The organism is Alkalicoccus saliphilus, assembly GCF_003044065.1.
GTDB lineage: Bacteria > Bacillota > Bacilli > Bacillales > Salisediminibacteriaceae > Alkalicoccus > Alkalicoccus saliphilus.
In genome coordinates this window covers 44,097-66,703 of the sequence record NZ_PZJJ01000019.1, presented here as the reverse complement: position 1 = coordinate 66,703, position 22,607 = coordinate 44,097, and the positions used below count along the sequence as shown (strand labels likewise).

The following is a 22,607-nucleotide window of genomic DNA, read 5'->3' as shown; positions in this document are numbered from 1 at the left end:
TAAGCCATTCATCATGGGCATACTCCATGAGGTAATCTTCAATCTGCGCATCCGGCACCTTTTGGCCACACTGGGTCAGGGAGTAGCCGGGGATGGGACGACCTCTGGCCTTTGTAAGGGAAATGGGTGGTATCATTATCCTCCCGGGATGGGCGGCATAATAACTCGAACGAGCAACCTGTACTAGGCTCGTGATACGAAGAATAGAAAATCCACCTTGAATCCATCGGGAAGCTGTTTGAAGCCGAAGGCTTACCGGCGGCTTTTTTTTTCGAACAGATCCCTTAAAACCGCCACTTCCAGTTCTTTTTCTCCTAGCAGCTTTAACGCCTGTTCATAACGTTTTTCCAGCTCCTGTCTGGAGAGCGGCCCCTCTTCCATCGGCAGGATTTCCCGATCCATCTCTTCCACTATCTGATTTTCATATTTGTTGATCCAGGCCCGCATCGTGGTACGGCAGATTCCCGCACTCTTGGCCGTGGTACCGATGTTCCCGGACTCCAGAGCCCGGCGGACATATTTCTTTTTGAGTTCTTCGATCGCTCCTTCTTTATCCCCCATCCCGGTTCACCTCCTTTGGTTTTACTTAGTATAAGGAACTGGTCTTACTTTGTCCAAAGGAATTAGGGGGCCGGAGAGTTATTAGCCGGATTTAATCATTATAGCCTCTCTTTTTGTCATTAAGAGCTCTATTAATCATTATAAACTGTTATTAATCATTAAAAGCCGGTCAAAGAGAGCATTTAATCATTACAGGAGGAGGATTGATCATCAAAAAAATTTTAAGAAACGGAGAACCCGGAAAGAAGGCAGGCAGACTATAGACAAATCTTTTCAAAAAGGAGACTTGTCTACAGTGGGGGAGGACCTGCTTTTAAAATACGCTGTCCACAATCAATTCTGATACATCTTCAATAAACTTCAGCTCCCTTCGTTGGAGGTGGATCAGCTGAGTGGAGGTCTCGTCGCACTTTGCGGTTTTTCCGACGGATTTTTTTTCTCGGCGCCCTGTTCCTCTTTTAACGACTGCAGCATGTAAAGAAGCCGGTCATATTCATGGGGTGTGAGCGTTTCATAGTGCTTGAGCTGGGTGCGCAGGAACTTCACCGTATCGTTGGTGATACGACCATCTTTTTTCTCCAGAAAATGAGTGGCAATGGAGCCTGTCACCATCCCAATGAGGCCGATGCCGAAGATCATCAGCACCATAGCAATCGCCCGGCCCGCCGTGGTAACCGGGGCAATATCCCCGTATCCTACGGTTGTGGCCGTTACCACCGCCCACCAGATACCGTCCATAAACGTCTCCACGTCATTTTCCAGGTAGGTAATAGGTATAGCGGAAAGAAAGATAAGGATCCCTACAGCAGCGAGCGTTTTGATCAGTCCATTCGTATGCAGAATGGAGTAAAAGGACGTGTCTTTCAACAGGCGGAGGAAGTGGATAATCCGGAAGAGCCTCACCAGTCGCGCAAACTGAAAGGTGGGATCCAGTGGAATGGCAGCAATAAAGTCAAACGGATTTCGCTTAATAAAATTTATTTTGTCCTTCACCAGAAAAAAGCGGGTAAGGACGTCCGTCAATAGAATAATCCAGACGGTGTGATCGAGAAAAGCAAGGTCGGATTCATAAAAGACGGTGGAAGCCGACCAAAAAATCAGCACCATCAGAATGGATTCGTAGATAATTAACACCTTCTGCTTCATATACAATCCCCCTTGCGCATTTGTATGGAACGTCTATCTGATTTATCGAACTCCCGTCAGAACAGACAGGGTGTTATCTTCTATTATAAGGCGGGAGGAGAAAGAGACAAACAGAAGATGCCGGGGAAATCAGGAAATCTGATGAAGTGTACAATCCCTTCCTGTAATGAACAACAGTCGTGTAATTAAGAAGTAAGCTGCACTGCTGAGCACAAACCGGCAGCAATGGGTATACAAACGCCCTGCATACTGATTGGATAAATATTTAAGAAGCGGCAAACGGCGAATGTTTGCAGGAGTTACCCTTTATATCTTCGAGCAAATGTATACTTTTCCGGCGAAAGAGTAAATCAGTACTTTTTTGGAGATACTGCACAGCGGTTTTGCTTTCAAAAGGTGAAAAAGAAGATTCAACAGTCGGGAAGCTCAGACTGTTGAACCTTTTTCTGCATTTATCCGGCATAAATACCTGATTTGAAATACTCCCACGAATAACTAGCAGCTTCTACAGTTTTCCTGTTTCCGGCCGTTCTTTCACGTCTGATGCTAATTCGGTGCAACATAAGTTTCAAACATAAATGATTCGAAGGACCCCTTGAATGAATAGTACACGACATGTACTATTGAACTAAGAAGTTCAGGGGGTGTACTAATGAATAACGATCTGCGGAGTATATATATATTATTCAGTGAAGCCATGTGGGAAATTAACGCTTATGTTGCAAAAAGAATGGAAGAAGAAGAACTCGCTCATTTTTCTAAAGAGCAGATGGAAACGCTGCGGATCATCCGGAAGCATCCGAATATATCACAGGGGGAGATCGCGAAGAATCAAGGGGTGTTCAAAACGGCGATTTCCAACAGGATAAAAAAACTGGAACAATCTCAGCTCATTACGATTGCAGCAGATAAGGATAACAGAAAAAGAACGGTCAACTTAACAAAAAAAGGAGAAGCTCTTTCATTAAAAGCAGAAGATGCCGTTTTTGGCAGTTTACATCAGCTGTTTGACGAGCAGTTTACCGAAGAAGAAATTAAGTTTTTCACAGCCAAATTAAATAAAACAGTGAACATCTTAAAAGAGGGAAAAAATGAACGCACGTAAAAAATTGATGCGAAATAAACAGAAGTGGGAAATGGTAACGAGTTATTGATAGTTGGAAGAGCTCCGCTCCAATCCTGTCTTGGAGGAACTCACCAGCTGGAACTGACGTCCGCCGGTTTTCACTTCATTTACATTTTGGAAGGACTCTTTTAAACACTTTGTTTTTCTTGAAAAGAAAGAGAGGTTTTCATTTTTACAGAAAGCTGCAGGAGACATGGGGCGACTCCGGAGCGATTCAGGCCGAGTCGAAGATTCATTCCGGCCGACCAAAGGAGGACGGAATTAGCTGAGGCCGGCCCGCTCGGAAAGCGTCCCCATGGAAACGAAAGCGGACATTCACTTTTTATTTTCAAAGCAGCCAACAATTAAAAGGAGCAAGATAAAATGACCGATAAAAAGAGAAAAGAAGACCTTCCGCAGCCGCGGACATATGGCCCGTTGATGAACCTGCCGCAAATAGATTCCCACGGCCCGGTCCAGTCGTTCGTCAAGCTGGCCGATAAGTACGGCCCGATATTCCGCATGGAGCTTCCCGGAAGAGATACCATTTATATTTCCAGCCAGAAGCTCGTGGAAGAAGTATGTGACGAGGACCGCTTTGATAAAAACGTCTGGCCGCCGCTGCAAAAAGCAAGACAGTTTGCAGGCGATGGGCTGTTTACGAGCTGGACAGAAGAAGAAAACTGGAAAAAAGCCCACAACATTTTACTGCCGAGCTTCAGTCAGCGGGCGATGCAGCATTACCACGATAAAATGGTCGATATTGCGTTGCAGCTCATCCAAAAATGGTCCCGGTTAAATGACGATGATTCCATCAACGTACCCGAGGACATGACCCGTCTGACACTTGATACGATCGGCCTCTGCGGATTTAACTACCGCTTTAACAGCTTTTACACCGAAAAGAATCACCCGTTTGTGCACTCCATGGTCGAGGCGCTGGACGAAGCAATGAGCCAGCTGCAGCGCATCGACATTCAGCAGAAACTCAGTCTGCAGAAGAAAAAAGAATTCAATAAACACATTGATACGATGTATGAACTCGTCGATAAATTAATCGAAGACAGAAGAGAAGCAGACGTGCCGGATAAAGGGGACCTCCTTTCCAGAATGCTCGAAGGAAACGACCCGCAGACCGGGGAAAAGCTCGATGACGAAAACATCCGCTATCAAATGATTACCTTTCTCATCGCAGGCCACGAAACGACGAGCGGACTGCTTTCCTTTGCGATTTATTATTTAATGAAAAATCCGGAAAAACACAAAAAGGCACAGGAAGAAGCCGAAACGGTGTTAATGGATGAATTACCTTCCTATCAGCAGGTAAGAGAATTGAAATACGTGCGTATGGTACTGGAGGAAACGCTCAGACTGTGGCCGACAGCGCCTGCCTTTTCCTTATACGCAAGAGAAGACACGACGCTTGCCGATGAATATATCATTAACAAAGGAGACTCCATCAACGTCCTTCTGCCGAAACTTCACCGGGACAAAGAAGCGTGGGGGGAAAACGTCGAGGAGTTTGTACCGGAACGGTTTGAAGATCCGTCCAAAGTACCGGAAAATGCGTACAAACCGTTCGGCAACGGCCAGCGTGCCTGTATCGGGCAGCAGTTCGCCCTGCATGAAGCGACGCTCGTGCTCGGAATGATCTTAAAAGAATTTGATTTCGTTAATTACGCGGATTACGAACTGGAAATTAAAGAAACGCTGACGTTGAAGCCGCATGACTTTACGATGAAAGTGGCGCCCCGGAAGGAAAAAGAAATCAAAGTTCCCGGCCAGGAAAAAACAGCGGCAGAAGAAAAGGACGAGGATCTGGACGCCATTGCAGAAAAAAATCATCACGGGACGCCGCTGCTCGTTCTTTACGGGTCCCAGGCAGGCACAGCGGAAGGCGTAGCGAGAGAACTTGCGGATACCGGGGAACTGCAGGGGTTTGAAACGGAAGTTTCCACGTTGAACGGCTACAAAGGCAGTCTCCCGCAGGAAGGGCTGGTTCTGCTCGTTTCCGCCTCTTATAACGGGAAGCCGACAGATAACGGAGAAGCATTTTTATCATGGCTGCAAGAAACGAACGATTCTCTTCAAGGAGTCAAGTATGCGGTATTTGGCTGCGGCGACACGAACTGGGCCAGCACGTACCAGAAAGTACCGAAACAGCTCGATAAATATTTAGAAAAAAACGGCGCCCAGCGTCTCCATGAACGGGGAGAAGGAAACGCGAGCGGAGACTTTGAAATGGATTTTAACGAATGGCAGGAAGAGCTGTGGGCTGTCGTACTGGAAGAGTTTGATGTAGCACTGGAAGAAGACGTCATGAACCAGAAAAATAAAATGGACATCGAATTTGTCACTGGCATTGCAGAAAACGCCGTCGCTAAAACACATCTCGCGAAAGAAACAGAAGTACTCGAAAACAAAGAGCTGCAGAGTGAGGAATCCAACAGGTTCACAAGGCATCTCGAAATAGCCGTTCCGCCCGGGCTCACATATGAGGAAGGCGATCACATCGCGATCATTCCTCAAAACGATCGAGAGCTCGTGGAAAGAGCATTAAAAAGATTTGATCTCAACGGAAACGATAAGATTGAAATCGAAGCGCAGGGAAGAAGCGCCGCCCATCTTCCTGTCGGTAAACCAGTGAGCATCTACGATGTATTCAGCTACAGCGTCGAACTGCAGGAACCCGCTACAAGGGAGCAGCTGAAGGAGATGGCAGAGACAACGACGTGCCCACCGCACAAAAAAGAGCTGGAAGATTTACTGGAAGAAGACAGATACAAGGAAGAAATCCAGGGTAAGAATATCTCCATGCTCGATCTGCTGGAAAAATACGAAGCATGTGAGCTGGAATTTACCCGCTTTCTTGCCCTGCTTCCTGCCTTGAAACCGAGATACTACTCAATTTCCAGCTCTCCGAAAAAACAGCCGGAAAAGGTAAGCATTACGGTGAGCGTCGTGCGCGGAAAAGCGTTAAGCGGGGAAGGGGAATACCGCGGCACCGCATCCAACTTCCTCATGAACTTAAAGCCGGGAGATGATATCGTGATTTTCTTCCGGATGCAGCGTTCGTTCCGGCTGCCGGAAAACCCGGAAACACCGGTCGTAATGGTCGGGCCTGGTACAGGTGTCGCCCCGTTCAGAGGATTCCTCCAGGCAAGAGATGAATTACTAAAGAACGGGCAGGAGCTGGGAGAAGCACATTTGTACTTTGGCAGCCGCCATGAACAGCAGGATTATCTGTACGACGACGAGCTGAAAGAGTACGAAAAAAGAGGTGCTGTAAAGCTTCACACCGCTTTTTCCAGAATGGAAGAGCAGCCGAAAACGTACGTGCAGGATCTCATGAAAGAAAATAAAGAAGAGATCATCGAACTTCTCGCAGAAAACGGCGGTCACTTCTACATCTGCGGCGAAGGAAGCAAAATGGCGCCGCAGGTGGAAAACACCTTAATAACCAGCTACTCCGAGCTGAAAGAAACATCGGAAGAAGAAGCCCGGGAGTGGCTCGATACGTTACAGGAAGAAAACAGATTCGTAAAAGATGTCTGGTAAGACGATCATTCTTTAGTGGGGCACTGGCTGAAATATAGAGAACTTAATAGAGAGCGGTCCCCATTTTTCTTATTCAGGCAGGCGCCGACTTCTCTATCTGCACACAAAACACCCGCGGTACCCCTGCCGCGGGTGTTTTTATAATTATGCGAAGTTCGACCATTCAGAAACAGCTGCATGAAACAGATTTCTCGTGGGGCATTAATGTACTTTTCATAAATGTATTCGTATGATATTTTGATAGGAATTATCCCGTAACTAAAATCACAAAATAATCTAGACCTTTCTTATGTGAGAAGGTACGGGAACGAATAAAGGAGAATCAGTTATAAAACCCGTTATCCTTTCGGGCTCTTTCAGAAAGGAATTGATCAAAGTGCAAATCATAGCAGCTCCAGATTCTTTTAAAGGCTCTCTGTCAGCCGGGGATATATGCCAAGCCGTAAAGCGCGGCATAGCCAAAGTGGACGACACCGTGGACGTCGTTTCTCTTCCCCTGGCCGACGGCGGGGAAGGAACAAAAGAAAATATGGTCCTTTCCACAAGCGGAAAATTGATCGAAACCGAGGTGGAGGACCCTCTCGGAAGAAAGATCGCCGCTTCCTACGGCATACTCGGGGATGAAAAAACGGTCGTGATCGAAATGGCCAGCGCTTCCGGAATAACCCTTCTGACGGACGAGGAAAGAGATCCCCGGATAACAAGCAGCAGAGGAACAGGCGATTTGATCATCGACGCGCTGAACCGGGGATACCGGGACTTTGTAGTGGCGATCGGAGGAAGTGCCACCAATGACGGCGGTACAGGCATGTTGGAAGCTTTAGGAATGAAGTTTCTGGACAAGGACGGAAACAAGCTCAAAGGCTCGGGCGGCAGTTTGAAACACATTCATTCCATCGACGAGCATTCCCTCGATCCACGCCTGAAAGAAGCCCGTTTTGTTATAGCGAGTGACGTAACAAATCCGCTCTGCGGGGAGAGAGGTGCTTCCCACGTCTTTGGTCCGCAGAAAGGAGCTTCCTATGAACTGGCAGAAGCGCTGGATCAAGGAATGCAGAACTACGCCGGGGTCATAAAATCTCAAAAAAATATTGATATTACCGATCAGCCGGGGGCGGGAGCTGCAGGAGGAATGGGCGCAGCGCTGCTCGTCTTCCTGGAAGCTGACATGCAGTCGGGCATTGACGTCGTCATGGAAAAAATCAATTTCGAAGAAAAAATTAAAGGCGCCCGGATGATAATTACCGGGGAAGGCAGCCTGGATGAGCAGACGCTTTCCGGAAAGGTGATCGCAGGCGTCGGGAAAATCGCCCGAAAACAAAACGTTCCCGTCACGGCTTTGTGCGGCAAACTGGACCTGTCGTATGAAGACATCCAGTCGCTTCATGTAAACAGCGCGTTTTCCATTATGAGAGAGCCGTGTTCACTGGAAAAAGCTTTTGAAGAAACAGCCTACTGGGTGCAGGAGCTAGCCGCCCATATTTACAGGCTATCCTCGATATAATAACAAAGCCGCTAAGATAAAAGGGAATGTCCCATAAGGGAGGAAGCACGGTTTTACAAGGACCAAACCCTGTCAGATCGAAATTTATCTGACAGGGTTTCCGGCTCCACTCGTGCTTTTCAGGCTGCCTCTGTGAATCTTTTGAGACAGCCTCATTTAACTTTACCCGCTCTCTTTCCTAAATCACCTGCCAGAAATAAAAGATCCAGGAAAGCACAAGGCCTGCTAAGGCAAACAGCGTGTAGTGAATTCTTCCCGGCAGGCGCCAGTACGATTTAATCCATGCTGCGATGGCAAATACCGCAGCGGCAAGAGCAGAAAAAACAATACCGTAAGAAACGATGAGATCAAGAACCTCGGCCCATGCGGGTAAAGAAGAGTAGGCGGATTCCGGCAGGCCGTATACCGGATCCGGCTCGCTTTCCATAAGAAACTGAATCACAAAACCGACAGTTAACGCGCCCAGTACGGCTCCTGTCCATCTGGCCCAGACAGCTCCCGGCTTTCGTGCCGGCAGGGTCTTTTTCTTCCGCAATTTAAGAATCCCCGCTTTAACGAGCCAGTACACGAAGCTTCCAATAATAAACACCACGGATAAAACAAGAGCCGCAATCGTCACGCTGAACGTTTCGTACCACGCTGCTTTGGAGTAGCTCATCGGCCCGTGACCGAGAAGCATGGTTTTCCCGTGGGGATCGGTGGAAAAAACAATTGTCCGAAAGTCTTCGCCGAAATCCTGCCGCCCGTTTTCCCTGATTGCCTCATACACTCCCGGTTCCACTTCGGAATAACGGTTCGATTCGCCTCCGAGAGAAACGGTTAAAAAGCCGTCTTCGTCTGTATCCACCTGAACCACCCCGAATACAAGACTTAAAAATCTATCGACTGTCGTAAACGAGCGGCGGTTCTGATGATATTCCCCACTGTACGCTTCCGCGTTTTCCGATACGACAGGCTCCGGCTGGTCTGTTTCTTCCTCAGGAAAGTACTGGTCCATAAACCGGCTGAATATGTCTCCATTCGCAGGGTGGGCGCCGCCGCTGTGGGAAATAAAAAATCCAGTTTCCTCTTCCGGAATAAGGTAAAAAGCGGTATTAAACAGCATCGTGCCGCCGGGATGGTGAAAGATGTCCCGGCCGTTTGTCGTCGTATGGATAAAGCCGTGGGCCGTCCCGTTCAGGCGGGGGTGAACGGTAAACTCTTCCGTAAACATTTCCTCCACCGTTTCCTCTGCAAGGATTCTTTCCCCATCCAGCTCTCCTTCCTGGAGGTAGGCGAGCATAAAGCGGGCCATGTCCGCAGCGCTCGAACTCATACTGCCGGCCGGCTCCTGCATATATTCAAAACCGCCTTCCAAAAATTCTCCGTCCACATACCGGTACGCTCCGGACATATCGTCTTCCAGGTTCGGCGGCAGGGGCTGGCGGAACGAACTGTTTTCCATGCCGAGTGGTTCATAAATGTTTTGTTCCACGTAATCGGCGTAAGGCATCCCGGAAACCACCTGCACGATATAGCCGGCGAGGGCGGCGCCGTAGTTGGAATAAGCCGGAACGTCCCCTGATGGGAAAACTCTTGCGGGTCTTTCTTCCCGGACGTAGTCCTCGAGAGGAGGCAGATCTTCTGCGGAGATGGCAAACACTTCGGTCATGTAGTCTTCAAACCCGGGAGTATGTGACATCAGATGCCTGAGCGTGATCGGTTCGGTCTCCCCGCGGTCCTGTCCATATTCCAGATGGGAGGGGATCTCAAAGTCGAGGTATTCATTAATGTCTGTATCGAGATCGAGTGCTCCCTCTTCCACGAGCTGCATGACAGCGGTCCACGTAAACAGTTTGCCGGTCGAGCCGATGCGGAAAAGCGTCGTCTCCGGCTGGACGGGGGCACCGCTTTCCAGGTCCGCCGCCCCGTATCCTTTAGCTGTGACGATTTCCCCGTCAGAAACGACAGAAAGCGTCAGGTTGGCAATGTGCCATTCCTCCATCTGCTCCTGCACTACTTCGTCCAGAAAACTCTCCAGCTCTTCCGGCTCTAAAGAAGAGGCAGAAGTTCCAGTCGGCAGGCTCACAGCAGCCAGGAAAATGAGGCAGACAAGCAGAAAGATCCATTGTGCTTTCACTACGTTCACTCCTCTCATTCTATAGAGCAGACAGGTTTGCAGCTGAGGAAAGGTGCTTCTAGTTCCATTATATTCCTAACGAAGGCTTTTAAAAACAACTATTTTATTTCTGGATTCAACTATCGCTCCGCGGTATATGGAGTCCGTTTTAAAAAACTCCCTGACTCCCCGCAGACTCCATAAGTCCGGGGCGGGAGGGGAGGCTTGGAGAATAACAACAGCGGATGACGGCAGGGATAAAAACAAAGAAAACCGCGCCGATGGCCAGCGCGGTTCCCTCTTTGGTCATGTGCTTTCTTTTCTTTCAAAAGGCTTTTAATGAGCCAGCATTTCTTCACGGATTTCTTCTTCATCCATGTGTGCGGGGTAGTATGTCGGCCAATTTGTCACCTCTTCCAGGAGCTGCTCTCTATCCTCTCCCCAGTAAAGATGAAAGTGATGAGCATCTGTCGGGAAAATAGCATGGTCGCTGAACTGAATAAATTCGGGCATTCCCTCATCACCGTCGTCTTTAGCAAATATATACCGGACTCCGCGGTTTCCTGCTTCATAAGTTAAGACTTCATATCCGTCGTATGCATAAGAGGCTTCCATTTCACTTTCATCCGTATAGAAAGTAAAGGTGTCATCCTGAATATCGATGTAATCTACATCCGTTTCGTAGCCTGTTTCATAATAAGACGTATATTCTTCCGCTGTCATGGACTCATCTTCTTCTGCTTTTTGTTCCATTACCGGATCCAGCTCTCCTTCCATAAGGAATGGATAAACAGACTGCCATTCGCCTTCCCAGTCGGACAGCTCCCGGTCTTCAATCTGTTCGTCGTCGAAGTATCCGTCATAGATAGCCTGATCCTCTTCGTCATGGTCGTGGTCATGATCATGATTATGATTATGATCGTTTTCGTGGTCGTGATTTTCTTCGTGGCTATGATCGTTTTCATGATCGTGCTTGTGATTATCCTCATGATCGTCCTCATGACTGTGATTATTTTCATGGTCACGGTTTTCTTCTTCAAGGGCATCGTCTGCATTATTATTCTCTTCATTTTCAGCTGCTGCGTTGTTTGTCTGTTCTTCATTGGCTGAAGCTTCTGCATTATTGTTTTCCTCAGTACCGCAGGCTGTGAGCACTAACGCTAACATGGAAGCTGAAAGTAGAAATGACTGTTTTTTCATATGTATAACCTTCCTCTCAAATCGTAATCATTACGATTAGTAAGTATAAACATAATTTCACAATGTTTCAAGGGAAAGTGGAAAAGTTTTTCTTCATTTTGTAAAAGACCTCCTTCAAAGCATAAAAAAAGCAGCATGGGACGGTGCCTTGCTGCTTTCTATCAAATCTTCTATTGTATGATTTCGTAAAGGCACTTCTCAGCAGGGCTCGTTTACTGGGATCCCCATCCGCCGTCGACGATCATTGCTTGTCCAGTAAAGAAATCAAATTCGTCGGTACATAAAAACAGCACCATACTGGCAATTTCATCCGGACGTCCGAGACGGTTGGCAGGAAAACTGCTTTCTCATTCCGGGGGTAATATCTGCGAGGATCGGCGTTTCAATGATCCCCGGGGATAGTGCATTTATTTGGACGTTTCTTCCGGCATAATCCATAGCGGCCTGACGGGTTATGGAGACAACTACGCCTTTCGATGCAGAATAACTCGGGAGCCCGGTAAGGCCGATATGGGCAGGCAGGGAGGCAATGTTAACGATTTTACCCGATCCCTTCTCTACAAAATGGGGCAGCACCGTTTTCATACCGAAATTTTCTTTGGCAGGCAGTTATTCCAAATTGACGGCTATCCTATGATACATTTAAACAGACATCTTTTAGTAAAATCGAGACAGAAAGAAACCTCACAAAAAAAGAAGCACACGTCATACCAGGGGAGCACACCCGATTTGAAAACAAAATTGATCTTTGCCCTTTTAGTAATCACAACAACGAGCCTGATGGGGTCTTCCTTTGCCGTTGCTAAAATCGGCCTCGAGTACGTGTCGCCGCTGCTGCTTGTCGGTATCCGCTTTACGGTGGCGGGAATACTGATGGCCGCTTTCGTGCTGCTGTTTCAAAGAACACATCCGAAGCGGGCGGCGGACTGGCTGAAGATGGCCGTTGTCGGGGCGGTACAGACCGCAGGCGTCATGGGAGCGATCTTTTTAAGCCTTCGTACGATTACCGCCGGGGAGTCCGCGATTTTAACGTTTACGAACCCGCTTCTCGTCGTCATTTTCGGCACGCTCCTGATGGGCGTGCGCTACCGGAGATTTCAGTGGTGGGGAGTCTTTATCGGCTTTACCGGCGTATTTATTACGATGGGCGCCCATCTTGATCTGGAAATCGGCACGCTGTTCGGTTTTGCGGCCGCTGTTTCGTGGGCGGTCGGCACGCTTTTGATTAAAAAGTGGGGGATGCTGTTTGACACGTGGGTATTAACTGCGTACCAGATGCTGTTCGGGGGACTGATTCTGCTTTTCGGCAGTGCGCTGCTCGAGGACGCGCTGCTCATCTTCAACCCGGTCTCCATCTTCGTGCTTGTATGGCTGGCCATTCCTGCGTCGATCATTCAGTTCGCCATCTGGTTTTTTCTGCTGAAAAAAGGCCACCCGGGCAAAGTGAGTGCGTTTTTGTTTCTCGCACCGTTTTTCGGGGTCCTTTCCGGCTGGCTGCTTCTGGACGAAACGGTCGGCTGGTCGCTCGTCCTCGGCGGAGCGCTTATCTTCTCCGGCATTTTCCTTGTCAACTGGCCGGTGAAAGAAGGAAAATAAAACTATACAGAAACCCTGAGAATTTATAAAAAAGGAGCTGCAATGCCTTGATCACACCCGTACATCCCGTGTTCGGAAGCCGGCCGGGGAAAAAACAGAGAGAGCTGTTTCAAACGTTTGATAACTATGAGGACGGAAAGTTTGTATACCGGGGTCCGAAGAAAAATCCTCCGCCCGTGCCGGAGCTGCTTTCCGGAGGGAAAACGAGTCCGGAAGCTCCCATTCCCGTGCCGGAAATCGACTGGAAGGAAATAAACTCGGGAGAAGACCACCTCGTCTGGCTCGGCCATTCATCGTATATTCTTCACCTGGACGGGAAGAAAATTCTGCTCGACCCGATGCTCGGACCAATCGCCTCCCCGATCCCTTTTCTCGGGCCGAAGCGCTACAGTGAAGATATTCTCGGGATAACCGAAGACATGCCGGAAGTGGACGCGGTGTTTATTACCCACGATCATTATGACCACCTCGACTACCCGTCGATCCGTCAGCTGAAAGACCGGGTCGGCCGCTTTTTCGTCCCGTACGGCGTCGGCAGTCATTTAACGCTGTGGGGCGTCGACAAAGAAAAAATTACCGAGCTGAACTGGTGGGAGGAGACGGAATTTGAAGGCCTGACGATCGCCTTGACGCCGTCAAAACACTTTTCGGGACGAGGGGTATTCAACCGCAATACTACGCTTTGGGGCGGCTGGGTCATTCTTGGAACACAGACGCGTTTTTACACGAGCGGGGACGGCGGATACGACAGGCATTTTAAAGAAATCGGCGACAAATACGGGCCGTTTGATATCGCGATTATCGAAGGCGGCCAGTACAACAAACGCTGGCCGTGGGCGCATATGTTTCCGGAGCAGGCGGTGCAGGCCCACATCGACAGCAAAGGCAGGCAGATGATGCTCGCGCACTGGGGTGCCTTCACCCTTTCCCAGCACAGCTGGACCGAACCGATCGAGCGGGCGTTAAAAGCAGCGGAAAAAAACGAAGTAAACCTGCTCGCCCCGAGAATCGGGGAAACGGTACAGTTAACCGGGAAGCGCAGCCTGCCGGCGGATAAATGGTGGGAAGGAAAGCTGTAACCGGACGTTCTCTGTCCATCATCACCTGAAAATTATACGCAGAAAGCCGGTCGGACCGGCTTCTTGTCGCATCTTCAGAAATTTTACATTATTTTCATGTTGAAAGAATGGTATAATAAGTTAATTTATTAACGAAGCTGTCTCATCACAGAAGTTCAGGAAAAAACTGATCACTGCAGCAGTGTGGTGCGGCGGATGATTTTTTTTAAATACACGAAACGGGGGATGGCACGGTGTAAGAATGAGGTAACATGCGCTTCTCTCTTATGTTGTATATCCAGTATTCTGTGTGAAATAAAAAAGAGTTATCTATCCTGGAGGATGAATAATGAACATGAAATTCATGTCAGCACGAACGATCAAGCGTGAAACAAAGGGCGTATCGAAAACCCCGCCTCAGAAGCCCCGTTGTTTGAAACAAGTTCTCTGCAGTGATAAAGCGGGGAATGAAGGATGCTGATGGCGGTATTGACGCTGCTGCTCGGAATTCTCGTCATTCTTATTATCATTGCTGCCAACGGGTATTTCGTCGCCCAGGAGTTTGCCTACATGTCGGTCGACCGTTCCCGGCTGAGTGTCCTGGCCAAGGAAGGCGACAAAGCAGCGGAACGGGCATTGGCGGTCACACGCCGGACGTCGTTTATGCTTTCCGGTGCTCAATTAGGCATTACGGTGACGGGGCTGCTCGTCGGGTACGTGGCAGAACCGCTTGTCGGACAGAGTCTCGGCTTATTGCTCGGCGGGGTGGGAGTGCCTGCTGCGGTGAGCATTTTCGTCGCTACTGTTCTGGCGTTGGCTGTGTCGACGATAGTACAGATGATTTTTGGCGAGTTGTACCCTAAAAACCTGGCGATTGCCAAACCCGAACCGTTAGCTCTGAAGCTTGCCCAGTCGACGAATATATATTTAGGGATGTTCGGATGGTTGATTAAAATCTTTGATGGTTCAGCCAATCTGTTTCTGCGGCTGTTAAAAATCGAGCCGGTCCATGATATCGACAGCAGTGCCACAGCGCGCGACCTGGAGTATATCGTAGCTGACTCCCGGGAAAGCGGGGATCTGCCTAAAGACTTGTCCATTATGCTCGACCGTATTCTCGATTTTCCGCAGCGGGACGTGGAGCACGCCATGATTCCCCACTCGCGTGCGGACACGGTCGAACCGGACGTCCCTGTCGGTGAAGTAAGGTCTTTGATGGCGAAAGCACACACCCGCTATCCGGTCGTAAACAGCGACGACGAACCGGTGGGCGTCGTGCATCTTACCGATGTTTTGTCCTCGTCCTCAGCGGATGATGCTCCGATTCATACCATTATGCAGCGCCCGCTGATTGTTCCTGCCTTAATGTCTCTGCCGGAAGTGCGGAAGCAGATGATCGATTCGCAAAACGACATGGCCTGTGTCATCGATGAGTACGGTGGATTTACCGGGCTGTTGACGTTGGAAGACCTGGCGGAAGAAGTATTTGGAGAAATTTCGGATGAGCACGACAGCGACCTGCCGGAAGTTATCGAATCCGGAGGGGAAGGAGTGTGGCAGATGAGTGGGGATGTGCACGTCGACGAGGCGGAGCGCGAAATAGGCCATCATATGCCGCGCGGGGATTTTGAAACAGTAGCGGGAATGCTTATTGCGCACTGCGGCACTCTGCCGGCCCTTAATGAGACGATAAGAATCGAGCTGCCGGAAGATCCGGCCGATCTCGTACACGTGGAGCCCGTCCGCCGGTTCCTCGAAGTGCAGGTAATCGAGATAGATAAATGGGTTCCTACTTTAGTGCAAATAACGCTCGATGAATCGCAGGATAATATGGAAGCGGCATCGCCTGCAGATCAGATTGGGAGAGGAAACGAATGACGAACCCCTGGATTATTTTAAACGTCACCACCGCTCTTATTGCTTTAAGCGCATTTTTTGTCATTGTGGAATTTTCCCTTCTTGGCGCCCGGCGCCACCGTCTGGAAGAAGCGGCGGTTTCCAGCCGGGGGGCCCGGGACGCCCTGCGCTCGGTGAATGAGCTTACGATTACACTCGCCGGGGCCCAGCTCGGAATCACCGTATGCACGTTCGCTCTCGGAGCGGTAACGAAACCAGCTGTCGATGCCTGGTTTTCGCTGTTCTTTGCTCAATGGGGGCTCCCATACTGGCTCACGGATGGTACTTCCTTTGTATTGGCCCTGCTGATTGTTACTTTTCTGCATCTCGTCATTGGAGAAATGGGACCGAAATCGTGGGCGATCGCCCACCCTGAAGTTTCCGCCAGGCTGATCGGTGCGCCCGCCCGGTTATACATCTGGACCCTGCGGCCGATGCTTGTATGGATCAACAATATTGCCAATCGTCTCGTGAAAGCTTCGGGTATCGAGCCGGTTAACGCCGCTGCGGTCGGCGGGCATGATGCGGCGACGATCCGCCATCTGGTGGAACACTCGGCAAATGTCGGGTCGCTTCAAGCTTCTCTCCGAAAACCTATTTCAGGAGCTCTTGATCTGAAAACGCTGCGGGTGGCGGACCTGCTCCCAAAAGACATCCCCCCAACAACGGTCGGTGTGGATGCCACAGTGGAAGACGTGCAGAAGGCTACGGAACGAACGGGTCATAAACGTGTTCTTCTTATGGACGAAGACGGACGAATTCCGAGTATCATCCATGTGCGCGATACGCTCCTCGAGCCGGGAGACCGCCCGGCAGGAGAACTTGCGCGTCCGTCGTTTGTCCTGCAGTCGGATGTGCTTCTGCACGAATCGCTTACCAGCATGCAGCAGTCCAGGGAGCAGCTCGCTGTCGTGATGGAAGGGAAAAAGTTTCTAGGTGTCATTACGATTAACGATTCCTTAAACAATGTGCTTTCCGCCATGGATGAAAAATAACCGTGTCCCGTAAATTTTTACAGCTGAAAATACAAAAAATTTCCGTAAAGGGTCAAGCGGTAGGCGGAAAGAGCCGCGGGGATTCCCGCTGAACAGAGCTTAAACAGAACCAAATAAAAAAGGCAGGCGTCCAGCGTATGTATGGATTTATCGTAAATAAAACCGCAGGCAGTGGAAAAGGGCACACAACGTGGAAACAGATTGAACGTGCCCTCGAAACAAAAAAAGAGCCGTACCTCATGTCGTTTACAGAAACCTCCCGGGATGCTGTCCGCCGGACAAACGAACTGCTGGAGAGCGGCGTAAAAGCCGTCGTCGTTGTCGGGGGAGACGGCACCGTCAGCGAAGCGGCGGAAGCTCTCGTCCATACCAGCATTCCGCTTGGCATCATACCTGCCGGCTTCGGCAACGATATAGCGAGAAGCGTCGGTATCCCGGGAAACGTGTCCCAGGCGCTTGACCGCGTATTTGCCGGAAACCCGAAAAAAATAGACGTTCTTCAGCTCGGGGACAGATACTGCCTGACAGTCGCGGGTATCGGCTTTGACGGAGAGGTGGCCAAAACAGTCAACGAAGCATCGTTTAAAAAATGGTTGAACGTTTTAAAGCTCGGGCGGTTAGTGTATGCTGCCAGCGTGTTCCGGGTGTTAACATCATTCAAGCCGGTCGACGTGACGCTCACCATCGATGGCAGCAAGCAGCAGTTTTCCGACGTCTGGCTGACAGCGGTGGCAAACGCTCCGAACTACGGCGGCAACATACGCATCTGCCCGGCAGCCGTAAATGATGACGGGCGGCTCGACATCTGCGTCCTTCACAGTACACACAAATGGCCGCTTCTTCGTCAGCTCCCAAACATATTTACAGGAAAGCACAGTGCAAATGAACATATCAGCTTTTTGAAAGGGAAGAAGATCCTCGTAGAAGCCGACGTTCCCCTGCTCGTCCAAAGCGACGGGGAAGTAGTCGGAGAAACCCCGGTGGAAGTGCAGACAGCCGCAGAAGCGCTTCTCGTTTTATGAATCACAGCGTGTCAGAGCGGGGATAACTTTTCCCGGCCGGACAGGCTTTCTATTTTCTTTACAGAAAAAAGAAAACCTTCTATACTGAGTGTAATCAGTAAAATAGTTCCAGTTACTGCAAAGAGGAGGAGCGGAAGTGGGAACAAATCTTAAAAAAGATGAAGACGACTCCGGCGTAAGGGAAGCATTTAGAGGGCTCTTTGTTGGTTTAGTAATGATGACCGCCGCCGTTCTCCTGACCCACTTCTTTTTAGGCATGCCGATCCTGCAGTAATCTTCTCCATAATACAAACCAGATAGTTTTACTAAAAAGGCACGTTTTTATACGAGGATCCAGTCAGGCGCTATGCTTGGACTGGATTTTTTTCGCACCCGGATCTTTGTGTTCACGCTACGGAAAAATACTTTCTTCTCACATAATCTTTTTTAAACGTGTCACAGCTTCTGGAATATCCTTCTCGTCGATCGCCGCAAATCCGATAACTAAACTTATATGACCCGGCTTCTCATCGGCAGCTTCCGAAAGCTTAAATCGTTCGAGCATATACAGCTCCAGCTTTTCCTTTCGGGCACGGTTTTGAAATTCTTCAACGGACTTTTCTGTTTGAATCTCAGCCAGGAAATGCAGACCCGCAGGAATATCACGAATATGAATACGGCTGCCGAGTACCCGGTGCAGTTCTGTAATCAGGAGGGTTCTTTTCTCCTCATAGCGGTGATTCATCCGTTTTAAATGTCTTTCATACATTCCTGTTTCAATAAAATAGTGAAGCGTAAACAGACTGATGGCGTCCGTGCCGGGAATCCAGTGATCATAGATGGTCCGGTAGCGTCTCAGAAGCGTTTCTGGAAGGACCATATAGCTGATGCGGAAGCCCGGGCCGAGCGTTTTGGAAAACGTACCCATATACACAACGTTCTGATTCCTGTCGAGGCTCTGAAGAGAAGGAATGTTATCCGTCCCGTACTTAAATTCACTGTCATAATCGTCTTCTATAATATAGCGCCCCTCCTTGAGGGCTGCCCAGTTCAACAATTCAATCCGGCGCGAAATCGGCATGATCGTTCCCGTGGGAAACTGGTGGGAGGGGGTAATGAATAAAGTATCCGGCGAAATTTTTTTAACCTCTCCCATATGAATTCCTTTCTCATCAAGACCAATGGGGGCGGTTTCGATGTTTAACTGTCGGAGCAGTTTGTAGACACGGGTATAACCGGGGTTTTCAATACCGAAGCGGATATGCTCCGGATGAAGGCTGACAAACTGCTGAAGAAGCGCCTGGGTACCGCTGCCGAGGACAATCTGCTCTGGTTCGCATCGTACGCCGCGTGTACGGGAGATAAGGCGGGCTATCGTTTCCCGGACTTTGTAAGGCCCCTGGGGACCGGGCACTTCTGCAATGTCTGTTTTATGATGGGCCAATGCGGAACGCTGGCATGACGCCCATTCCTTAAAGGGAAACCCGCTCAAATCAGAGGACATATGGGAAAGGCTCAGCCATCCGCTTCGGTCCACTTCTTTTTCTTTTAAATCTTCCTCCATCGGCGAAGAGGCAGCGGCATGTTCGATAAACTGATCCAGTGATTCCACGTAGTACCCGGATCGCTCAATCGTATATATGTAGCCTTCTGCCAGCAACTGTTCATAGGCAGAGGAGACAGAGTTAACGCTGACCTGCAGCTGCTCTGCAAGCTGCCGCTTGGACGGCAGTTTTTCATTGACCTGCAGGCGTTTTTCCAGCAGCTGCGTCTTTAATTTCTTATAAATCTGCTGATACACATGTTCGTGACGGCTGTCTTTATCAATCGTAAAAAAAATCATCGGTTCATCCTTCCATCTGGTACCTTCTAAAAAACAATACTGGTTCTTTTTATTGTACCAGAACTCAGTTAAGATTACCGTAGAATTAAAAGGAGGGGAAGAACATGACGAGAACAGAAGAGCTGATTGAAAAACGGAAAAAGTATGTACCGAGAGCCATTGGTAACGGAAACCTGAACGTGGCTGCCCACGCAAAAGGAGCAACAGTGACCGATGTCGAAGGCAGGGAATGGATCGACTTTGGTGGAGCAATTGGTACCCTGAACGTAGGACACACCCATCCGAAAGTGACAGAAGCGGTGAAAAATCAGGCGGATAAATTTCTCCATCCTGGATTTAATGTCATTATGTATGAAGGATATATTGAGCTTGCAGAAAAGCTGTGTGAACTTACGCCGGGGAGTTTCAGCAAACAGGCGATGATGTTCAACTCCGGAGCAGAAGCAATAGAAAATGCGGTAAAAGTAGCCCGGCGCTACACGAACCGGCAGGCAGTTGTTACGTTTGCCCGCGGCTACCACGGCCGGACGAACCTTACGATGGGGATGACGAGCAAAGTTAAGCCGTACAAATTCGGGTTCGGCCCGTTTGCCCCTGAAATCTACCAGGCTCCATTTCCTTATCCATATCGTAAGCCGGAAGAAATGACAGAAGAAGCGTACGTGGATCACGTAATCGAAGAATTTAAGGAGTATTTCATTACAGCCGTAGCCCCGGAAACAGTCTCCTGCGTCGTGATGGAGCCTGTCCAGGGAGAAGGGGGCTTTATCGTTCCTCCGAAAAAGTTCGTTCAGTTTGTCGCTGATTTCTGTAAAGAACACGGCATCGTTTTTGTAGCAGACGAAATCCAGACAGGTTTCGGCCGGACCGGAAAACTTTTTGCGATGGAACATTTTGATGTGGAACCGGATCTTATGACGATATCTAAATCCCTGGCAGCGGGGCTTCCGCTGAGCACAGTCGTCGGCCGGGAAGAAATTTTAAGCGTTCCCGGACCCGGAGAGCTCGGTGGCACGTTTGCCGGCAACCCGGTAGCCTGTGCGGCAGCTTTGACGGTGATCGACATTTTTGAAGAAGAGAAACTTGCAGAAAAAGCGGAAAAACTCGGCCAGCGTCTGGAAGACGTATTCAGCCGGCTTGCAGAAAAGTACGACTGCATCGGCGAATTCCGCCGTCTCGGAGCGATGGCCGCCGCTGAAATCATCACGGATCAGAACACGAAAAACCCGGATAAAGATAAAACGGCTCAGATTGCACGCTATGCGAATGAAAATGGCCTGCTGCTTCTTTCGGCGGGTGTCAAAGGAAACGTTATCCGCTTTCTCGCTCCGCTTGTGATCACAGAAGACGAGCTGGAAAAAGGAATCCGCATTCTGGAAGACGCATTTGCTCATCACGGATAAAAATAGAGGAGGGAAACTATGACGACCATTGCCGTAAGAAACCCGGAAAACGGAGAGCTTATTCAGGAACTTTCCGCTCATACAGAAGAAGAAATCAACAATACGATCGTCCGAGGACACGAAGCTTTTGCCTCCTGGTCCAAAACCGATGCCCATACCCGGGCCGGTCTTTTGAAAAAATGGAGCGCTTTGATCCGGGAAAACGTCGACGCGCTCGCTGAACTCGTGACAAAGGAAAACGGCAAGCCGCTGAAAGAAGCGGCCGGCGAAATTAACTATGCCGCAAGCTACCTGGACTGGTACGCGGAAGAAGCGGTACGCGTTTATGGACGTACCATTCCTTCCCCCTCCACGGAAAAGCGGATCATGGTGAGCCGTCAGCCGGTGGGGCTGGTTGCAGCCATTACACCGTGGAATTTTCCGGCGGCGATGATGACCCGTAAAGCAGGACCGGCTCTTGCCGCTGGATGTACCTTCATCATAAAGCCGGCAGATGAAACGCCGCTTACAACGATCCGTCTGATTGAACTGGCCCATGAAGCGGGCTTTCCTGAAGCAGCCGTTCAGTACGTACTGGCCGACGGACCAGTCGTAGGGAAAATGTTTACGGGAAGTAAGCATGTCCGAAAAATCACCTTTACCGGTTCCACGGAAGTAGGCAAGCTGCTTATGCGTGACAGCGCCGATACGGTCAAGCATGTGACGATGGAGCTTGGAGGGCACGCGCCGCTGATTGTCGCGGAAGACGCGGATCTCGATTATGCGGTAACCCAGACGATTGCTTCCAAGTTTCGTAACGCCGGTCAGACATGCATCTGCGCCAACCGGGTGCTCGTCCATGAAAACGTGGCGGACGCTTTTACAGAAAAGCTCACGGCAGCTGCAGCGAAACTGCAGGTCGGAAGCGGAATGAAAGAAGGAACGGATATCGGTCCGATCATTAACCAAAAAGGCTACAATAAAATTATTAACCAAATTGAAGACGCCGTGGACAAAGGAGCGGAACTTGCTCTTGGTAAAACGAGTGGGGAAGAAGGAAAGAACGGAGGCTATTTTGTCCAGCCGACGATTCTCACCGGGGTAAAGCAGGACATGACGATCATGAAGGAAGAAACGTTCGGTCCGGTCGTGCCGGTGACCACCTTCCGTAACTTGGATGAGGCAGTAGCCATTGCCAACGATACACCTTATGGCCTGGCCGCCTATTTCTTTACGAACGACTACCGGACGGGCATGTATCTGCATGATCACCTCGATTACGGGATCATCGGCTGGAACGACGGTGCCCCATCCGGTGCCCACGTGCCATTTGGCGGCATGAAAGAAAGCGGAATCGGCCGCGAAGGCGGATCCGAAGGGATCGAGCCGTACCTTGAAACAAAGTATTTGTCGATCGGCGGGTTAAAATAAACACTCATTGAAAGGGACTATCCGCTGTGGAGAAGTCCCTTTCAGCCTGTTTATAAAGTGTTTTTTATACAGGCCTATACGTTTCCTTGCTTCCGCCTCCACAGGACGCTTTCCGGGCGGGCCGGCTTCAGCTAATTTCTTCCTCTCACTGCTCGGAAGAAATGGATCTTCCGCTCGTCCTTCATCGCCCTGGAGTCGCCTGCTGCAGCTCCAGCAGGAAATCAAAAAGAAGT

At 49.6% G+C, this 22,607-nt stretch carries 18 protein-coding genes; 11 read left to right on the top strand and 7 right to left on the bottom strand.

From position 1 onward, the window contains the following. Positions 1-252: 252 nt before the first annotated feature. Both C6Y45_RS11700 and C6Y45_RS11695 read right to left on the bottom strand, forming a co-directional pair. Positions 253-561: a hypothetical protein gene (locus C6Y45_RS11700; protein WP_107585406.1), complete on the bottom strand. Its 309-nt coding sequence runs from the start codon at positions 559-561 to the stop codon at positions 253-255. 384 nt (positions 562-945) lie between these two features. After that, on the bottom strand, positions 946-1,707 hold the full coding sequence (locus C6Y45_RS11695; RefSeq protein ID WP_107585405.1) for a potassium channel family protein: 762 nt from the start codon (positions 1,705-1,707) through the stop codon (positions 946-948). 652 nt (positions 1,708-2,359) lie between these two features. Between C6Y45_RS11695 and C6Y45_RS11690 the strand changes: the two genes are divergently transcribed. The 3 genes from C6Y45_RS11690 to C6Y45_RS11680 all read left to right on the top strand — a co-directional run bounded on the left by C6Y45_RS11690 (position 2,360) and on the right by C6Y45_RS11680 (position 7,874). After that, on the top strand, positions 2,360-2,812 hold the full coding sequence (locus tag C6Y45_RS11690; RefSeq protein WP_107585404.1) for a MarR family winged helix-turn-helix transcriptional regulator: 453 nt from the start codon (positions 2,360-2,362) through the stop codon (positions 2,810-2,812). A 384-nt stretch (positions 2,813-3,196) separates the two neighbouring features. Next, positions 3,197-6,370, top strand: coding sequence for a bifunctional cytochrome P450/NADPH--P450 reductase (locus C6Y45_RS11685; protein ID WP_107585403.1), 3,174 nt, complete (start codon positions 3,197-3,199; stop codon positions 6,368-6,370). Positions 6,371-6,746: 376 nt separating this feature from the next. Then, a complete protein-coding gene (locus C6Y45_RS11680; RefSeq protein ID WP_107585402.1) occupies positions 6,747-7,874 on the top strand; it encodes a glycerate kinase in 1,128 nt (375 codons plus the stop codon). 178 nt (positions 7,875-8,052) lie between these two features. On the opposite strand, the gene C6Y45_RS11675 is transcribed toward C6Y45_RS11680, so the two are convergent. The 4 genes from C6Y45_RS11675 to C6Y45_RS11655 all read right to left on the bottom strand — a co-directional run bounded on the left by C6Y45_RS11675 (position 8,053) and on the right by C6Y45_RS11655 (position 11,757). Beyond that, on the bottom strand, positions 8,053-9,993 hold the full coding sequence (locus C6Y45_RS11675; RefSeq protein ID WP_218017814.1) for a serine hydrolase domain-containing protein: 1,941 nt from the start codon (positions 9,991-9,993) through the stop codon (positions 8,053-8,055). A 315-nt stretch (positions 9,994-10,308) separates the two neighbouring features. Then, a complete protein-coding gene (locus C6Y45_RS11665) occupies positions 10,309-11,172 on the bottom strand; it encodes a metal-binding protein ZinT (protein ID WP_218017813.1) in 864 nt (287 codons plus the stop codon). A 212-nt stretch (positions 11,173-11,384) separates the two neighbouring features. Continuing rightward, complete coding sequence (locus C6Y45_RS18205) at positions 11,385-11,468, bottom strand: hypothetical protein (RefSeq protein ID WP_425427868.1); 84 nt, start codon at positions 11,466-11,468, stop codon at positions 11,385-11,387. A gap of 10 nt (positions 11,469-11,478) precedes the next feature. After that, entirely contained in the window at positions 11,479-11,757 is a 279-nt protein-coding gene (locus C6Y45_RS11655) for an SDR family NAD(P)-dependent oxidoreductase (protein ID WP_107585398.1), read from the bottom strand. Between the two features lie 144 nt (positions 11,758-11,901). On the opposite strand from C6Y45_RS11655, the gene C6Y45_RS11650 reads away from it, so the two are divergent. The 6 genes from C6Y45_RS11650 (at position 11,902) to C6Y45_RS17580 (ending at position 18,013) form a co-directional block, all read left to right on the top strand. Beyond that, entirely contained in the window at positions 11,902-12,768 is an 867-nt protein-coding gene (locus C6Y45_RS11650) for a DMT family transporter (RefSeq protein WP_107585397.1), read from the top strand. A gap of 47 nt (positions 12,769-12,815) precedes the next feature. After that, the gene (locus C6Y45_RS11645; RefSeq protein WP_107585396.1) at positions 12,816-13,847 is read left to right on the top strand and encodes an MBL fold metallo-hydrolase; all 1,032 of its coding nucleotides are present in this window, start codon (positions 12,816-12,818) and stop codon (positions 13,845-13,847) included. A gap of 453 nt (positions 13,848-14,300) precedes the next feature. Next, positions 14,301-15,704: a hemolysin family protein gene (locus C6Y45_RS11640; protein ID WP_107585395.1), complete on the top strand. Its 1,404-nt coding sequence runs from the start codon at positions 14,301-14,303 to the stop codon at positions 15,702-15,704. Beyond that, positions 15,701-16,717, top strand: coding sequence for a CNNM domain-containing protein (locus tag C6Y45_RS11635; RefSeq protein WP_107585394.1), 1,017 nt, complete (start codon positions 15,701-15,703; stop codon positions 16,715-16,717). The genes C6Y45_RS11640 and C6Y45_RS11635 overlap by 4 nt, the downstream gene beginning before the upstream one ends. Before the next feature lie 137 nt (positions 16,718-16,854). Beyond that, positions 16,855-17,739: a diacylglycerol/lipid kinase family protein gene (locus tag C6Y45_RS11630; RefSeq protein ID WP_107585393.1), complete on the top strand. Its 885-nt coding sequence runs from the start codon at positions 16,855-16,857 to the stop codon at positions 17,737-17,739. 136 nt (positions 17,740-17,875) lie between these two features. Next, a complete protein-coding gene (locus tag C6Y45_RS17580; RefSeq protein WP_160058337.1) occupies positions 17,876-18,013 on the top strand; it encodes a hypothetical protein in 138 nt (45 codons plus the stop codon). A 138-nt stretch (positions 18,014-18,151) separates the two neighbouring features. Here C6Y45_RS17580 and gabR read toward each other — a convergent pair whose 3' ends face one another. After that, positions 18,152-19,561: a MocR-like transcriptional regulator GabR gene (gene gabR / locus C6Y45_RS11625; protein ID WP_107585392.1), complete on the bottom strand. Its 1,410-nt coding sequence runs from the start codon at positions 19,559-19,561 to the stop codon at positions 18,152-18,154. 104 nt (positions 19,562-19,665) lie between these two features. On the opposite strand from gabR, the gene gabT reads away from it, so the two are divergent. Both gabT and C6Y45_RS11615 read left to right on the top strand, forming a co-directional pair. After that, entirely contained in the window at positions 19,666-20,964 is a 1,299-nt protein-coding gene (gene gabT, locus C6Y45_RS11620) for a 4-aminobutyrate--2-oxoglutarate transaminase (RefSeq protein WP_107585391.1), read from the top strand. A gap of 18 nt (positions 20,965-20,982) precedes the next feature. After that, on the top strand, positions 20,983-22,374 hold the full coding sequence (locus tag C6Y45_RS11615) for an NAD-dependent succinate-semialdehyde dehydrogenase (protein WP_107585390.1): 1,392 nt from the start codon (positions 20,983-20,985) through the stop codon (positions 22,372-22,374). Positions 22,375-22,607 lie beyond the last annotated feature (233 nt).

Coding starts and splice junctions, on each gene's coding strand:
- C6Y45_RS18205 (WP_425427868.1), bottom strand. CDS start 11,468: ATGGTGCTGTTTTTATGTACCGACGAATTTGATTTCTTTACTGGACAA.
- C6Y45_RS11685 (WP_107585403.1), top strand. CDS start 3,197: ATGACCGATAAAAAGAGAAAAGAAGACCTTCCGCAGCCGCGGACATAT.
- C6Y45_RS11615 (WP_107585390.1), top strand. CDS start 20,983: ATGACGACCATTGCCGTAAGAAACCCGGAAAACGGAGAGCTTATTCAG.
- C6Y45_RS11665 (WP_218017813.1), bottom strand. CDS start 11,172: ATGAAAAAACAGTCATTTCTACTTTCAGCTTCCATGTTAGCGTTAGTG.
- C6Y45_RS11690 (WP_107585404.1), top strand. CDS start 2,360: ATGAATAACGATCTGCGGAGTATATATATATTATTCAGTGAAGCCATG.
- C6Y45_RS11630 (WP_107585393.1), top strand. CDS start 16,855: ATGTATGGATTTATCGTAAATAAAACCGCAGGCAGTGGAAAAGGGCAC.
- gabR (WP_107585392.1), bottom strand. CDS start 19,561: ATGATTTTTTTTACGATTGATAAAGACAGCCGTCACGAACATGTGTAT.
- C6Y45_RS11695 (WP_107585405.1), bottom strand. CDS start 1,707: ATGAAGCAGAAGGTGTTAATTATCTACGAATCCATTCTGATGGTGCTG.
- C6Y45_RS11655 (WP_107585398.1), bottom strand. CDS start 11,757: ATGAAAACGGTGCTGCCCCATTTTGTAGAGAAGGGATCGGGTAAAATC.
- C6Y45_RS11635 (WP_107585394.1), top strand. CDS start 15,701: ATGACGAACCCCTGGATTATTTTAAACGTCACCACCGCTCTTATTGCT.
- C6Y45_RS11700 (WP_107585406.1), bottom strand. CDS start 561: ATGGGGGATAAAGAAGGAGCGATCGAAGAACTCAAAAAGAAATATGTC.
- C6Y45_RS11640 (WP_107585395.1), top strand. CDS start 14,301: ATGCTGATGGCGGTATTGACGCTGCTGCTCGGAATTCTCGTCATTCTT.
- gabT (WP_107585391.1), top strand. CDS start 19,666: ATGACGAGAACAGAAGAGCTGATTGAAAAACGGAAAAAGTATGTACCG.